The sequence below is a fragment of the Cobetia crustatorum genome, assembly GCF_000591415.1.
In the GTDB taxonomy this organism is placed as follows: Bacteria; Pseudomonadota; Gammaproteobacteria; order Pseudomonadales; family Halomonadaceae; genus Cobetia; species Cobetia crustatorum.
Genome location: NZ_JEMF01000085.1, coordinates 1 through 15,952, shown reverse-complemented (window position 1 = coordinate 15,952; position 15,952 = coordinate 1). Strand labels below are relative to the sequence as shown.

General features: G+C 56.8%; 11 protein-coding genes and 1 pseudogene. 6 read left to right on the top strand and 6 right to left on the bottom strand.

Annotation, left to right across the window (positions count from 1 at the left end; all coding sequences use genetic code 11):
• Positions 1-400: 4-hydroxythreonine-4-phosphate dehydrogenase PdxA (locus BF12_RS0115300; protein WP_024953029.1), on the bottom strand; the 400-nt coding region annotated here is incomplete at its 3' end.
• A 224-nt stretch (positions 401-624) separates the two neighbouring features.
• Between BF12_RS0115300 and BF12_RS20480 the strand changes: the two genes are divergently transcribed.
• A complete protein-coding gene (locus BF12_RS20480) occupies positions 625-1,353 on the top strand; it encodes a FadR/GntR family transcriptional regulator (protein ID WP_035160328.1) in 729 nt (242 codons plus the stop codon).
• On the opposite strand, the gene BF12_RS0115290 is transcribed toward BF12_RS20480, so the two are convergent.
• Positions 1,354-2,415 (bottom strand): NAD(P)H-dependent flavin oxidoreductase, encoded by a 1,062-nt coding sequence (locus BF12_RS0115290; RefSeq protein ID WP_156941195.1) that lies wholly within the window; start codon positions 2,413-2,415, stop codon positions 1,354-1,356.
• Between the two features lie 305 nt (positions 2,416-2,720).
• On the opposite strand from BF12_RS0115290, the gene BF12_RS0115285 reads away from it, so the two are divergent.
• Positions 2,721-4,451 carry a thiamine pyrophosphate-dependent enzyme gene (locus BF12_RS0115285; protein ID WP_024953027.1) on the top strand — a complete coding sequence of 577 codons (1,731 nt, stop codon included), beginning with the start codon at positions 2,721-2,723 and terminating at the stop codon, positions 4,449-4,451.
• 176 nt (positions 4,452-4,627) lie between these two features.
• On the opposite strand, the gene BF12_RS0115280 is transcribed toward BF12_RS0115285, so the two are convergent.
• The 4 genes from BF12_RS0115280 to BF12_RS0115265 all read right to left on the bottom strand — a co-directional run bounded on the left by BF12_RS0115280 (position 4,628) and on the right by BF12_RS0115265 (position 9,103).
• A complete protein-coding gene (locus BF12_RS0115280; RefSeq protein WP_248623736.1) occupies positions 4,628-6,856 on the bottom strand; it encodes a YjbH domain-containing protein in 2,229 nt (742 codons plus the stop codon).
• 65 nt (positions 6,857-6,921) lie between these two features.
• Positions 6,922-7,071 (bottom strand): hypothetical protein, encoded by a 150-nt coding sequence (locus BF12_RS22105; protein ID WP_156941194.1) that lies wholly within the window; start codon positions 7,069-7,071, stop codon positions 6,922-6,924.
• 32 nt (positions 7,072-7,103) lie between these two features.
• Positions 7,104-8,801, bottom strand: coding sequence for a capsule biosynthesis GfcC family protein (locus BF12_RS0115270; protein ID WP_024953025.1), 1,698 nt, complete (start codon positions 8,799-8,801; stop codon positions 7,104-7,106).
• 5 nt (positions 8,802-8,806) lie between these two features.
• A complete protein-coding gene (locus BF12_RS0115265; protein WP_024953024.1) occupies positions 8,807-9,103 on the bottom strand; it encodes a hypothetical protein in 297 nt (98 codons plus the stop codon).
• 1,633 nt (positions 9,104-10,736) lie between these two features.
• Here BF12_RS0115265 and BF12_RS0115260 point away from each other — a divergent pair.
• From BF12_RS0115260 to BF12_RS21810, 4 genes and pseudogenes are all read left to right on the top strand, one after another.
• Positions 10,737-11,876 (top strand): polysaccharide export protein, encoded by a 1,140-nt coding sequence (locus tag BF12_RS0115260; RefSeq protein ID WP_051511063.1) that lies wholly within the window; start codon positions 10,737-10,739, stop codon positions 11,874-11,876.
• A 79-nt stretch (positions 11,877-11,955) separates the two neighbouring features.
• Positions 11,956-14,154: a polysaccharide biosynthesis tyrosine autokinase gene (locus BF12_RS0115255; RefSeq protein ID WP_024953022.1), complete on the top strand. Its 2,199-nt coding sequence runs from the start codon at positions 11,956-11,958 to the stop codon at positions 14,152-14,154.
• Between the two features lie 50 nt (positions 14,155-14,204).
• Complete coding sequence (locus BF12_RS23000; protein ID WP_084488159.1) at positions 14,205-15,500, top strand: exopolysaccharide biosynthesis polyprenyl glycosylphosphotransferase; 1,296 nt, start codon at positions 14,205-14,207, stop codon at positions 15,498-15,500.
• 81 nt (positions 15,501-15,581) lie between these two features.
• Positions 15,582-15,952 (top strand): annotated as a pseudogene (locus BF12_RS21810) (ABC transporter ATP-binding protein); the annotation flags it as partial.

Sequence of the window (15,952 nt, the reverse complement as noted above, 5' to 3'; positions counted from 1 at the left end):
CCCCTTTCTTCATCGACAGCTTGTTGAGCGGCGCGAAGCAGATGGCGTCGACTTCCTCGTTCTGGGCCGCTTCCAGGCAGCGAGACAGCACCGCGAGGGTCGAGGCGCCACAGGCGGCGCTTTCCTCGGCCAGCGTCACCTCCTGCTGGGCCACGCTTTCCACCAGCATCAATGACAGGCCTTCATGCTCGCGGGCCTCGGCGAAGCTTGCGACGCGCGGCAGCTGGGTGAAGAGACCGGCCTGGCGTTGGCCCTGCTCCCACAGCCACTGATCGCCGACCAGCACGCTGTGGGTCTCGGCGAACTGCTCGGGTTCTGCGACCAGGCGCGCGATCAGCTCCGGGCCGATACCGGCGGGGTCACCAAGGGTGAGGGCAATGACAGGGCGTGTTGCTGACATGTGAATTCCAGCCTTGTGAGAGTTGGCGTTGTTGTTGGTTTCTTCGATCAATTCGCATTTTATGGTCTGCTGGTTGGTTTGCCAGACCAGTTGAGATAAAAATTAGCCGAGGCCACGCTGGTCGGTCAAGGTTTTCTCGAAAATTGCGACCATGGTCGGTTTGTGGGTGCGTGATATGCGGTTGTCGGTTATTCTGGTATGAAATCTATACCAGTGGAGGCTGCATGAAGCAGACGCCTTTCGCCTTCGAGAAAGCGCTGAAGAATCAGACCAAGAAGGAAATTCTCGCCGACAAGCTCATCGAGATGATCCTGACGGGGCTGCTGCGCGATGGAGATGAGCTGCCCAGCGAGCGTGAACTGGCGCAGTTGTTTGAAGTGAGTCGTGAGACGGTGCGCGGTGGGCTGGCGCTGTTGACGGGCTATGGCCTCTTGAATGTCTCGCACGGCAGCAAGTCACGGGTCTGTGCCAGTGAGGCCGTGATCGACAGCTTCCGCAATCATCCCGCGCGTCAGCAGGGCGATGAGCTCAACAACCTGGATATCGAGAGCGTCTTCGAGAGCCGGATCGTGGTGGAATCGGCCATCGCCCGCCGCGCCGCGCGACATATCGATGAGGTAGGGCTCAAGAAGCTCGACGCCTTGCTGGAGGCTCAGTCGCAGCACTTCGACTCGCCGGTGAACTTCCAGCTCTCGGACCAGAACTTCCATCACGTCATCGCCGAATACACGCGCAACGAGATCCTGATCCGCTATGCCGATGAGCTTTATACCTACGCGCTCAACATTCGCCGCCAGGTCATGGCCGAACACGGCTCGATCAAGCGCAGCTATGAAGAGCATGTGCGTATCGTCGAGGCATTACGTGCCGGTGACCCGGACGCCGCCGAACGTGCGATGCTCTCGCATATCGACAGCGTTTATTACACGACGAAGGACAAGATGAAGCACTGATCATTGCGTATTGCTAGACGCCTCTGTCCATTCCTTCCCCAATATTGCCATCAGCTTTCCCGCTGGCATCGCTCTGGCCAGCGGGGCGCCCTGGCCCGCCCACTGTGCCCCGAAACCGGTCTCGTCCTGCGCTCTGGCGGCGGCGTTGAGCGCCTTGCCGGCGGCGTAGGTGAGAGGGTAGTCCGGTGGTGTGGGGCATGATGGGTCTTCCATCAGGCTGGCGAATCGATTGGCGAGAATGCGCGCGGGGCGGCCCGAGACGATCGATGTCATGCGAGTGTCATGCGCTGCCGGACCGGTGAGTGCGTCTCGATAGGCGGCATCGGCGCTGGATTCCGGGCAGGCGATGAAGGCGGTTCCGAGTTGGGCTGCCACGGCGCCATTCGCGAGAGCGGCGGCAATGGCCTCACCGTTCATGATGCCTCCTGCGGCAATGATCGGCAGGTGCGTGGCGTCTACCAGCTGCCTGGTCAGGGCGGCAGTGCTCAGCTGGGTATCCGCGGCTTTTGGATCAAACATGCCGCGATGACCTCCCGCTTCGAATCCTTGCGCCACGATGGCGTCCAAACCGGCCCGCTCGATGGCGCTGGCTTCCTCCAGGTGGGTCGCCGTCGCCATGAGCCAGATGCCTGCTTCCTTCAAGGCGCGGATGAAATCGCGTGAGGGCAGGCCGAAGTGAAAGCTGACGACGGGGGGGCGAGTCTCCAGCAACATCGCCTGCATGCCGGGGTCATCGGCAACGCTGGTATAGAGCGTGTCGAGTCTGGCGGGGGGCGTTGCCTCGAAGGCCTGGAAGTGCGGCGTCAGCCACTCCCGCCAGGCGCTCTCGCGAGCAGCGTCATGTGTCGGGGCCGGGTGCACGAAGACATTGACGTTGAAAGGCCTGTCGGTCAGCGCTTGCAGTTCTGTGATCATCCTGCGGGCGCCGTCGGCATCCGTGGCACCGACGCCGATCGAGCCCAGCCCGCCTGCCTTCGAGACCTCGGCTGCCAGACGAGGCGTCGAGACGCCTGCCATCGGGGCCTGAATGATCGGCCACTGCATCCCCACTCTCTTCAGCATTTTCGTTCCCCCCAGCATCGTTCTCTCTGGCATTGCGCTCTCTCCAGTATTGCTTCATCCAGCATTGCGCTCTGCTCTGCATGCGCACTCTGCATGCGCACTCTGCGTGGCGTGATCGGGTCCTCGTGGTTCGGGGGCCTCAGGCTCATGCTACGCCGCACGCAACGCCGTGTGCCAGCGTGAGTTTCGGGGCTGGCCATTGTTTTCCGCGGCTTGGACCCAAGGTCTTGTTCACTGTTTATTCGAATGAGTGAATGCATTGCTCATCCTGGCCCGAAAGTTCACCGGAAAAGGAAAGCACCTCCATGGCACTAACCACATCTTCGTCAGCGTCCGTCTCCGAGATCATCGTCGATTCATTGCTTGAGGCCGGCGCCAAGCGTTGCTACGGCATCGTGGGTGACACCATCAACCACTTCACCGACGCCATTCGGCGCTCCGAGATGGAGTGGGTGCATGTGCGGCACGAGGAGGTGGCCGGTTTCGCGGCAGGGGGCGAGTCCTTCATCAGTGGCGAGCTTTCCTGTTGTGCCGGTACCTGCGGGCCGGGCAGCACGCACTTTCTGAATGGATTGATCGAATCACATCGCAACGGCGCGCCGGTGGTGTTCATTGCCTCGCAGATCGATACCAGCGAGATGGGCGTCGGCTTCCCGCAGGATGTGGATCAGAAGGCGCTCTATTCCCAGTACAGCGTGTTCTGCGAGTACCTGACCAATCCCGAGAATGCTCGCCGCATGGTCGCCATCGCCGCGCAGAAGGCGCTGGCGGAAGGCGGGGTCGCGGTGCTGATCATCCCGGGGGATCTGTTCACCCAGAAGCCCAAGGGCTCGCTGCCGTGGCGTGCCCATCGCTTCGCGCCGGTGATTCGCCCCGGCGAGCAGGAGCTGGCCGCCGTTGCCGAGGCGCTGAATGCGCCGGGCAAGGTCTCGATCTATGCCGGTATTGGCTGTCAGCATGCGCAGGAGGAAGTGCTGGCGCTGGCACGACGACTCAAGGCGCCAATAGCCTGGACGTCGCGCGCCAAGGACTTCATCGAGCCCAACAATGAGCTCGAGGTCGGCATGACCGGCGTATTCGGGCTGCAGGGCGGCTACGAGGCTGTCGCGGAGTGTGACACCTTGCTGCTGCTCGGTTGCAGCTTCGCCTGGACCCAGTTCTATCCGGACAAGGCGACGGTGATTCAGGTCGATCTGGACCCCGGCAAGATCGGTATTCGCCACCCGGTGGACCTCGGGGTCGTGGGTAGCGTCAAGGACACCTGCGCGGCGCTGCTGACCCGCGTCGACCCGCGTGACGACAGCGCCTGGCTCGACAGCTGCCGCAAGAAGTATCTCGAGGCGCGTGACGATGCCGCCGTCACCTCCGATGACGAGCGTCTCATCCACCCGCAGGAGCTGACACTGGCGCTGGATCGCCACGCCAGCGAAGACGCCGTGTTCACCGCCGATGGCGGCAGCCCGATGGTGTGGTGCCTGCGCCACATTCGGGCCAACGGCAAGCGCCGCACGCTGCCGAGTCTGATGCACGGCACCATGGCCAACGCCTATCCTCAGGCCATCGGCATCCAGAAGGCCTACCCGCAGCGTCAGGTAATCGCCATGTGCGGCGATGGCGGCCTTGCCATGCTGATGGGGGACCTGCTGACCCTCAAGCAGGAGAAGATCCCGCTCAAGATAGTCATCTTCAACAACAGCACGCTGGGCTTCGTCGAGCTCGAGCAGAAGGTCGAGGGCATTCTGGATACCTACACCGAACTCGAGAACCCTGACTTCTCGCTGCTGGCACAGTCCATGGGGCTATGGGGGCGTCGCGTCGAGGAGAAGCACGAGCTGGATGAGGCGGTGCAGAGTCTGCTGGCCCAGGACGGCCCCGGGGTGCTCGAGGTCAAGGTCAACCGCATGGAACTGGTGATGCCGCCGCATATCGAGGCCGGCCAGGTCGCCTCCACCGCGCTCTACTCTGCCAAGGCGGTGCTCAATGGCCGCATGGATGACGTGGTCGACCTGGTGCGCAACAACTTCACCAAGCGCTGAGCGAATGACATGAGCCGGTAGCTTGTAAGCTGCTTAGTTGTCTGTGCGCAGCTGACATGATAGAAGGCCCCGATCCTGTGGATCGGGGCCTTCTTGTGGGTGCGGCTATTGTCCTATGACTCAGGTCAGCTCATTACGTAGACCGCTTCGTGGCAAAGAACAGCTCATGGCGTCGTTCACTTCCAGACCTGGGAAGCGAAGCCGCGCCAGTAGTCATCCATGTCGCGATAGCTGGTCATGTCATACAGGCTGAACTTGCGATTGAGGCGAGCACCACCATCGCGGGTCAGCGGGTTCCAGGCCAAGCCGACATTGTCACGGCTGGAATGCATGAAGAACGCATCCAGCGGTAGCACGATGTAGAGGCCCTTGTCGAAGCTACCCTCGCCGAAGTCGTCGCCGGCATCGGTGAAGGTGGCCCAGGCGCCCATGCGTGCGCCATTGGCGAAGCCGCGTGAGAGATCCAGCGTCATGCCGACATCTTCTGCCAGGTACCGGCCGAAGCTAGCCTTGGCCAACACGTCTTCATAGCCGGTATCCCAGTAGATGCTGGCATGGCCAGTGGTGGTCGAGTAATCGCGCAGGCCGAACTGTTGATCGAACTCGCGCTGCTTGACCCAGTTCACATCGACCCCGTAGGCCAGTGGCGAGCCCAGCGGGCGATAGAGCACCTCCGCGCCCACACCGGCATACATCATTTCCAGAATGCCGCCATAGGCCATACCGTACCAGTCACGCCCGAACTGGTGTGTGCGGGTGTACTGCAGGTTATTGATGCCGACGTCGGTCTCTTCGATATAGCGACCGATATAGGAGCGAACCCTGGGCAGCTTGGAGTCCGAGATGTAATCGAACTTGTCGAAGTTGTCGAACAGGGTCAGCTGCGCCGAACCGGAGAGCCAGCCGTGACGATCGGTCCGCCATGAGGCGGAGCCGCGCAGATAGGCCTGATACAGGTAGCCATCCGGGCCGCCGATGTTCTGGTTGAGGCCAGGCGAGAAGCCGGCGCTCCAGCGATCATCAGGATTCTCGAGCAGCACCTTTTCACCGCTGTAGCGGGCCGCGCCTTCGCCATGCTCATCGGTCGGCTCGGTGGCCGCCAATGCATAGACGCTGTGGGTATAGCGCAGCTGCTGGCGCGCATCGTGTCCGGCGCTGACGACATCGGCGCGAGAATGGACATCTTCACGCGTGTCCAGGCCATCAGAACGCAGGCGGTAATGGAAGCTCTCGAAATCGTCATCCAGCCGGTTATGCAGCACGCGGTTGGCTCGCCCTTCGGCCTGAGCGGTGGAGCGGAAACGCGTACTCTCGCCACTGACGATCAGCGCCGTACCTTCACGCGAGAGGCTATCGACACGAATGCCCGATTGCGCCTGAATCTCGCGGGAGAGCTCTGGCCAGCTGACCTGGTTGCGCGTGGGGGCTTCGGCATTCAGACGCTCCGGCGGGCTATCCAGCTTGGCCTGCGAGAGCCCGGCGAGATCTACCCCGAAGTTGACGCCGAACATCGCGGTATTGCCACGCTCCCAGCCGGCCTTGACGGTCAGGTTGTCGGTCACGCTCAGGCGGGCACCCAGGTTGATCGGGCTGTCCTGCTCTTGATCGTTGTCCTGCGGCTCGCTCTGATAGTCATTGCCATCAAGCTCTGCCATCAACACCAGCGGGTCCCACGGTGTCTGCCATTCCACGCCGCCGAAGATGCCGACATCACCCTTGAACAGGCTGTTGAGGGAGAACTCACCGCCCTGATCACCGCCAGTCTCGCCTCGCCCGGGGCGATCGTTGTAGCTGTCACGTACCCAGCCGAGCGGGTTGCTGATATCACCGCGTGAACCGAGATAGCCCCAGCCAAGGCCCAGCGTGAAGTCGAGGTCATACCAACGCTTGCTGGCGACCAGGTACTCACTGCCGAATAGGCTGGTACCGCCCATGTTGCGCAGGCCGACCGCGACTTCGGGCAGATAACGGCTCTCTTCCCACAGACGAAACTTGGCGTCGACACCCTTGTCCAGGTAGTTGCGGTCGCCAGCGATGGCTTCGCCGTACAGGCGGTTGGTGACCTCCGTGTAGCGGAAGCCGACCTCCAGCCAATCGAGCGGCTGCAGGCTGACGTTATAGCGCAGGTAGGGCTCCACCTTTGTATAGGAGAAGTGAATGCTGCCCGGGTTCTGCATGCGCGCAGTCGGGGTCTGCATCAGCCCGACGCCACCGAAGTCAGATTGCCCATGCCCCAGGCCACTGAGACGCGTCTCGATCGGCTGCGGACCATCCAGCAGGCCGGCGTAGCTCATTGGGGCCAGCAGCACGCCCGCACTGAGCATGGTCAGCTGCCGGATGGCGCGCGTCAGGGAAGTGAGCCGGGCACGCGCCGGCGCCATGGAAGTGAAGTGCGAATGATCCATGCTGTCTGCTGCCATCCTTTGCCTGCCTGAGCACGAGGCGTCCTGCTGTGTCATTGTCACGTCGCTCATGGAGTGTCGCCCTGAGGGAGCGAGCCACTGTCCGTGTCATCGCGGTGATCACTGTCATTACGGTTATCACGGTCATCACTGTCAGCGTATTGCCGCGCTACCTGCAGATAGTCGCGCTGCTGCGGCTCTCCCGTGATGGCATCCACGCTGCGGCACTCCTTGCCCGGCCATTGCAGACTCAACCACTCGGGCAGGCTGCGATTGACCCAGGCGGCTGCCGCCGAGATACGCGGCACGTTGACCACGACACGGTCGCCCGGCGCCAGCGTATAGGCTGGTCATTCCAGGCGCTGATGCCGCGGACGATGATTCTGCCGCCCAGCGTGATGACGCTGGCGTGTTCCGAGTCCGCCTGCGCGCCCGGCAGGCCAGCGATGGCGTCGTGCAGTGTCAGGCCGGGGCGCCAGTCCAGCTGGCGCACGCCTACGGCACTCCAGAGCTGAATGCGCGTCTCGGCCTGGCATTGGCCTATCCAATCACCCGTCGTGAGCGGGATGTCCAGGCGCGGAAAACGCCACAGAGCAATGGGATCGATCCTCCCGACCTGACGCCCCTCGACCGGCGTGCGGCTGATGATGCGCATCCAGTGCTTGAGGCCTTCAGCCGACAGCCGATCATCAAAGACGGCCTGCGAGCTCAGTTGACGCAGTTCGAAGAACAGGCGACGCCCCAGCTCACGTGTCCTGTCGCGTGACTGTTGGGTGGCCACGAACGCATGCGGCCACTCGATACCATTGGCATCTGTCAGCACGCCGAGCTGGCGCGATAGCGCCTCACTGATGGTCAGCGTCTGGGCACTGGCCTCCTGGTCTTGGGGTGGGGCTGGTGATGCTGCCGGAGTCTCGCTGGCCAGCGCTGCGCCAGGCAGCAGGAGTGCACCGCAAGCAGACGCGAGCATCGCGACGCCAAGGGCGGCCTTCAGACGTTCATGCAGATAGCTTTTCACGACACCTCGACGGGCAAGAGACACGACACCTCGATGGACAAGAGACACACTGCCGACTCGTGCAGCCGGGGCGGCATGATCATGGCGCTGAAAGAAAATTTCTTGGCATTTACCACCAGCCACGCGCGACCTCCCAGCTCCAATAATGAGAATTCGGCCAGGGTTGAACATCCGCCGCCAGATTATTGGTGCCGCATTGGCATCAGTCGCGGGGGCAATCGCATAACGATTGACGCTACGCGAGCCATCTTGCCAGAGGATGTTTTCCTTACACTGGGCCACGGTCTGATCGCCCAATGGGAAGGCCTGCACGGAGGGAGCCGAGCATTGCCAGCTTGCCTGGCCCTGCGCATAGCCCTCTATCCCATCGGCGCGCTGCCAGCGAGAGTGAATCGCGAAGGCGGGCGCGGGTTTGCCCCTGTCCAGCGCAGACATCAGCGTGGTCAATGATACATCGCGTCGCATGTCCAGCAGGTCGGTGTCGAAGCCGGCGGTACCGCTCAGCCAGCCGTTCTCCAGACGCACGAAGGCATGATCCGCGGTTTCAAAACGGGCCAGCTCTGTCGTGCTTGAAGGCTGACTTGCCTTAGGCTCAACAGGCGTGGCGGAAGAGGGCAGGGCTGCCAGAGGTGTCAGCCCTGCGTGTTCTTGCTGATAGGTCGCGTCCGTTGCGTCCATGTCTTTGCGGGTCGCTGTCTCCAGAGACGCCAACACCACCATCCCGGTGTTGCCGTCATAGCTTAAGCGCAGCGTGGCATAGGACAGGGCGCGCGCACGCTCGGCATCGAATTGGTCGCTGTCGATGAACGCCAGAGCGGTTTGCGCAATCTGTCCCTGCTCAAGAGAAGAGCAACCACCGAGCATCAGCGCACCAGACACAAGCAAAGGGGCCGCCAGGCGGCCCCCCATCGTGATGGTTGTCGGCTTCATGGTGATCAGAAGGTACCTGTGGTGCCAGTGGTGCCGGTGGTGCCGGTGGTGTTGCCACTGCTACTGTCATCGCCAGAGGCTACCTTGGCTGCAACACCCACGGCTACCGCGACTCCTACCGCCACTGTCGCGATCGTTCCTGCAGCCATGCCGCCGGCTGCGCCAGCTCCGGCAGCGGCACCACCACCGGCGCCAGCGCTGGTTGATGTAGTGCTAGCCTGAGCGGGCGCTTCGCTTTCTGCATGGGCCATCGGAGTCAGTGCTAGACCAGCAATGGCCAGCAAGGTAGAAATACGTTTCATGTGGATTCCCTTCTTTCATGGTTAGTGAAATTCTGCGCGCGTTTGCGCCCATGCAAAGTTTTGATTTTTTGTATCATTGTTTCTTTATGGGAAACAGTTAGTGCGGCGAGATATTAATGATGCCTACGTTCTATCGCCTCGTGAGGCAGATTTCAATACGCGAATGTTGTGAAAGCTAGCAGAGTTCAGGTTATTGGTCGACTGACATCTAACTGTAAACAACCTTCGAATATGATGATCTCATCGACATGCTTTGCGAGAACCCCCCTTGGGATCTCGACAATGATCGCAATAAATACGAGTGGGCAAAAATCGGTTGATCTCGGAAGAGGGAGGGCGGGTTTGAATTCTGGGTCGTGAAACTCGTTATCTTTATTGGGAAGATCATCTCAATACTGATTGATAGATTTATGATGGCTTGGCTAATCAACCTATTGCTGGGTGACTAGTACTTTGTGTAACGTTAATATTTCAAATTGATTCTGTTGTGTGTGCTGGCCAGTCGTGGATATGGCTGATGTCGCATTTTGGCTACGCAATGGTTCATGATCTGATGTGCTGCTATGCAGGCTCTGGTGCTTAAGATCTTAAAAATGATAGCAATATCAGTAATTTGGTCGATATCTTTGCTATAGCTTGTTCGGTGAGCAGCGAGGGGAATATGAATAAAGGGTGGAACGAAAGCCACAGAATGCAGTATCATGAGTCCCTTATTGAAATTCTGTGTTTCTTTATTGCGACATGGTAAGGATGGGTCACCGGCTGAACGTCATGCCGTGTTGACGGCACGCAGGAAGGATCTTGCGCATGCGGTGCTGGTGTCTCTACCAACGCCCGATAGATTCTCTCCTCAGCATTGTCAGTAACAGGCTGTCGTGGCGTTTCAACCATTGGTTTTGTAGTGACTGGTACCATCCAGGCAGTGCGAGCCGATAGGATTGTACAAGTCTTATTGGTTTGAAACCTGAATCCTGTACGCATTTGAAAAAAGTCCTCATCTGATAGCACTGGCGATCTACAAGACGATTGCTCTGCTAGGGTTTGTTGAGTCTTGAATGTCGGGATGGCTTTTCTGGTTATTAAGTATCAGCTAGTTGAATTTTGTGCTCGATACCTGTCCACGAGTTCAGTGCGCCGGATTTTCCTCAAGAGGAATGATATTGGCTTGAATTCGGGTTGCCACTCGTAGTAAGGCTTTCTTGCATAAGTGAAGGATTGATGCTGCCTGGGAAACAGGTGGCCAAGCACGACACAAGCTTGAAGACATGAAGAGCTTCATGTCAGGGCCTCAGGGATGCGCCGTCAATCACCCTGGGGCGGTAGCGTGCCTGAAACCAGGTCGCGCTCACGAACAGTCGATGGGGTCGGGGAGACACATCACAGGGCTTGCGCAATGCAGGCCGATATCAGACTGCTTTCTGGCTATCCTCGAGATTCACTCAGCGCCCTTTCTCTACATCCTGTCTCTTCACCCTGACTGACACGTCGGGACTCAGCTGCTGGGCCTATTTTCGGTTGACAACTTTCGATTGACTACGTCGCGGCCTGACCACGACGCCTTCTCTTCCAGGGCAGCATGAGGCTGCCCATTCCATCTTGCAGTTTTCGGGGGTTTTATATGATCAAGGTCACCATGTTTGGCAAGGGCCGTGCGCTGTCGCCGCGCCCCCGCCTGGCAATGACCACCGCACTGTTGATTGCCATGTTCTCTATCACGGGCTGTGCTTTTGCACCGGGTAGCCATATGGATTATCAGGCAGAAACGGCAGATATCGATGAGCTGGTTGATATCCAGCCGATCACTCCGGGATTGGTGGCGAGCTATCGAGCGATGCATTCTCATAGTGGTCACCCTATGCCAGCTGAGCTTCGCGAGGCGATAGATGAGTATGTGTACCGCGTCGGGAAGGGGGATGTTCTCGATATCATTGTTTACGACCACCCGGAGCTGACATCACCTGCAGGAGAAGAGCGCGGTGCAGTGGAGGCTGGGAACTTAGTGCGCAATGACGGGACTCTTTTTTATCCTTATGTTGGGCGCGTGAATGTCAGTGGTTTGACCTTGGACGAGATTCGTGACCAGCTGACGCGGCGCCTCTCGACTTATCTTACCGACCCTCAAGTGGACGTCAAAGTTGCTGCCTTTCGTTCCAAGCATGTTTACATCTCTGGTGAAGTCGGAACCCCGGGACAGTTACCTATCACGACTGAACCCCTCACTGTGCTTGATGCCTTGAGTCGAGTTGGCGGTGCGACATCACGTGCCAATTGGCATCGTGTGATCTTGACGCGCGATGGACAAGAAACCCAGATCTCTCTATATGCGCTCATGCGCAAAGGGGATCAGCGAGAAAATCATCTATTACGAGATGGGGATGTAATACATATCACTAGTGCCGAGGATCAAGGAGTCGCAGTGATGGGGCAGGTACTACGCCCTGGAAATGTGGCTCTGGGCAACGAGCGGTTGACACTGACGAATGCGATTTCACGTTCTGGGGGAATCAACGAGACTAGTGCTGAAGCTTCGGGGATCTTTGTAATTCGCAGCAAGTCTGAGTCAGAACAGCAGCTGGCAACGGTCTATCAGCTCGACGTCAAAAATGCAGCAGCATTTACACTAGGTCAGCGATTTATCTTGGAACCTGGCGATATAGTCTATGTCACCACGGCACCTGTCGCTCGTTGGAATCGTGTTATAAGTCTGCTGCTACCAAGCGTCGAGCTGCCTGGATCTATAGTCGATACCTCAAGTGATATCAGCGATCGGTAGACACCTTATTGCTTTTATAAACTGAGCACGCGCAACACTTTATCTTTGCCTTCTTGCACCTTAACGCTTCGGTACTCTCATGCCACAGACTCCTACTACGGCCGCCTCAGCAGATGACGACCTCGATCTCGGCCGGTTATTTGGCCTTTTGGTTGATCACAAATGGTGGATCCTTGCCATTACAGTCCTCTTCGGGGTTATGGGCAGCGTTTATGCCACGCTTCAGACCCCTATCTATCGCGCAGACTCACTCGTGCAGATTGAAAGTGGGGCGAATGCTGGTCCTATTCAGGGTCTAGCTTTCATGACAGGTGAAGAGTCCAAGATCGAGGCTGAACTGGGGATTCTACAATCCCGTATGGTACTGGGACAGGCCGTTGACCAGCAGCAGCTCACCTTGTCAGTAACGCCAGTACGGTTCCCTATCATTGGGGAGTTCCTCTCGCGCCAAGGTATGACAAAACCTAGTTTTTCTGACAAGAGTGTATGGGCTGATGAGAACATTAGTGTCGGTAAGCTACAAATGGATACTGAATTAAATGGACAAGCTCTACAAGTACGCATACTTGATGAAAAACGATATAGAGTAGTACTAGCAGAGCGAGAGCTAGGTGTTGGTGAGGTCGGAGTTAATGAAATCTTTGCCGATGGGCGTGTAGTACTACGTGTTGCAGATATACAAGCAAGACCGGGTTCGAGTTTCAATTTGCGTTTGTCATCACAACTTGCAGCCATCAACAGTTTACGAGGTCGCTTAAGTATCAACTTGCAAGGTAAGGATAGCGGTCTATTGCAATTGGCTTTGCAAGGACCTGATGCTGATCAGGCTCGTCGTACATTGGATACCATTAGCGAAATCTATCTATTACAGAATGTTCAACGACAAGCTGCAGAAGCAGAAAAGAGCCTCGCATTTCTTGAAGGACAAGCCCCTAAGGTACGTAGTGAACTGAGCGATGCAGAAGATGCACTGAATGCCTACCGTTCGAAGCAGGAAAGTGTAGACCTCCCGATGGAAACTCAGTCGATATTGGCCCGCTCTGTCGAGTTGGAAAAGCAGCTCAATGAGTTGAAGTTTTCCGAAAAGGAACTCAGACGTCGCTTCACTCCAAGCCACCCTCAGTACCAGGCACTGATGGAGAAGAAAGCACAAGTCAGTCGCGAGAAAGAGCAGCTGGAATCACAGGTAGAAGAGTTACCCGAAACTCAGCAGCAGATTCTGCGTATGCGGCGTGATGTAGAGGTCAATCAGGAAGTCTACGTCCAGCTGCTGAATAAAATGCAGGAGATGCGCATTGCCAAGGCAGGAACGGTCGGTAATGTCCGGATACTGGATGAAGCTGTCGCACAGCCTAGTCCCATTGCGCCACGCAAGAAGCTGATGATCGTACTGGCAACCGTCATGGGCGGCATGCTTTCGGTAGTTGGCGTCTTGGTGATGGGCATGCTGCGTCGCGGTGTCGAGACCCCTGATCAGCTAGAGGCGCTTGAGCTTCCGGTATATGCCACGGTTCCTCTGTCTGAAGAGCAGGCCAGGATATCTGGCCAGTCCTCTGGAAAGACTCACAAGCGGGAAAGAAAGCGTCATCGCAAGCAAGGGCTCAATGGCTTGCTGGTATTGCAAAACCCGACGGATGTCTCGGTTGAGGCATTGCGTGGGCTCCGTACCAGCCTGCACTTCGCGATGCTGGAAGCGCGCAATAACTGCGTAATGATTACAGGCCCATCCCCAGGAGTCGGCAAGAGTTTCATCAGTGCCAATTTCGCAGCGGTGTGCGCCAAAGGAACACAACGCGTACTTGTCATTGATGCTGACATGCGCAAGGGGCGTATGCATGAAGCCTTCGGGGGCCAGAGCAACGATGGACTATCTGATCTGCTCTCTGGCACCAAGCGCCTCGAAGACGTGATTCGAGCCACTGACATCGATGGGCTTTCCTTCATGTCACGTGGTATTGCACCACCAAACCCTGCAGAGCTTCTGATGCAAGAAACGTTCTCTCATATGTTGCAGGAAGTTTCGCAGCGATTTGATCTTGTTATCATCGATACCCCGCCCGTACTCGCCGTAACAGATGCTGCCATTGTCGGAAAGCAAGTCGGCACCAGCCTGCTGGTAGCTCGTTTCGGGAAGAATCCACCCAAGGAAATCAGTGTTGCCAGGCAACGCTTGGGTAACAGTGGCGTATTGGTGAAAGGGGCGATTCTCAATGCTGTAGAGCGTAAGGCAGCCACCAGCTACGGCAACTATGGCTATTACAACTACAGCTATAAATGATCGTCATCGCCTTGGGGTAATGGAGCACATGGAGCTCGAAGGGAACCGCAATGAAAGAAGATACTACTACAATGGAACACCAGCGGCGTTACTCACGTCATCATGAACGGTTGGTCGCGAGTAGGCGGTTACAAACCTTTTTTGGTCTTTTGCTAGTGGTCGTATTGCCTGCCATGTATCGCTGGGGTATCGATTTCTGGTTGACCTCAACGACAGCGCAATGGAATGCTTTCATCGGCACCGCGGCAGCTTTTACTTTGTCAATGACTTTCGTCAATCGCTTGTGTCAGTTGCCAGGCACTAAATCCTTCGCGTATGTCATTCCTACGGTTACAGTGTCCTATGTAGTGCTGGTCATCTTCTATAGCCTATTGGAAATTGCTGTTTCCCGATTGCAGGTCGGTATCTCTTTTGCTATGGCTGTGGTATTTGGCAGTATCTTTTATTACGTTGATTCCAAGCTTACTACTAAGCGAATGGCGGTAGTGCCTTTCGGGAAGGCCTTGACACTTTGTGTTCGGAAGAATGCTTCTGTCCGCTGGTATATGCTGAATAGCCCTTCGCTGGTTGATGTAAAGCGTATCGATGCTGTAGTAGCGGATCTGCGTGGTGACCTTCCAGAAGAGTGGCAACGCTTTCTGGCCGATTGCACCATTCACCGCATTCCTGTGTACCATGCCACTCAGGTGCACGAGATGATAACCGGTCGTGTGCTTCTGGATCACCTGTATGCCAATGAATTCGGATCGCTTTCACCTCATGAAGGTTATGAAGTGGTCAAACGCGGTCTGGATATCCTGGGGGCTCTGCTTTTGCTGCCATTGGTAAGTCCTATCATGGTACTTACGGCTATCGCCATCCGGCGTGATAGCCCGGGTCCGGCACTGTTCTGCCAGCTACGCATGGGCTTTCATTGCCGACCCTTCAGAGTCTATAAATTCCGCAGCATGTATACCGATCACAAGGGTCAAGGATTCACCGAAGGTGATAATGATCCGCGCATCACACGCGTAGGACGAGTCATTCGCAAATATCGCTTGGATGAGCTACCTCAGCTTGTGAACGTGCTGAAAGGCGACATGAGCTTCATCGGCCCACGGCCCGAGTCCATGTCATTGGCGAGTTGGTATGAGAAGGATGTACCGTTTTTCCATTATAGGCATGTCGTAAGGCCGGGCATTTCCGGCTGGGCTCAGGTAGAGCAAGGTTACGCTGCTGAGGTAGATGGTATGATTGAAAAGCTGGAATACGATTTTTATTACATCAAGAATTTTTCCATCTGGCTCGACTTACTCATTGTACTTCGCACTATTCGTACTATCGTGACAGGTAAGGGAAGCCGTTAAGTAGGCTCCCCTTAGCCCCTATATTAGCCAAAATCGTGTAATAATTCCCGTCCTCTAAAACCTTCCCAGCAAGAGAGGCTTATGTTCACTCAGCTCAAAGAACTTTATTCACTTTTGACAGCAGAACAACGAAGTAAGCTTAAACGTTTACAGATACTTGTTGTTTTCATGGCCTTTGCTGAAGTCGTGGGTGTTGCCTCTATTGGACCGTTTATGGCATTAGTAGGAGATATACAGCAATTAAATAGTGATGGGGTTATTGGAGATTTTTATCGAGCCAGCGGTGTATCTGATCCACGTGATTTTCTATTTTGCGTAGGGGTTATGGTTCTCTTAGTATTGGCTGTAGCATCATGTATCTCCATATTTACTATTTGGCGCGTATCAATGTACGGTCAGGTTGTAGGTGCAGAGTTAAGTAGTCGTTTGTTTCGTCACTATATGCATCAATC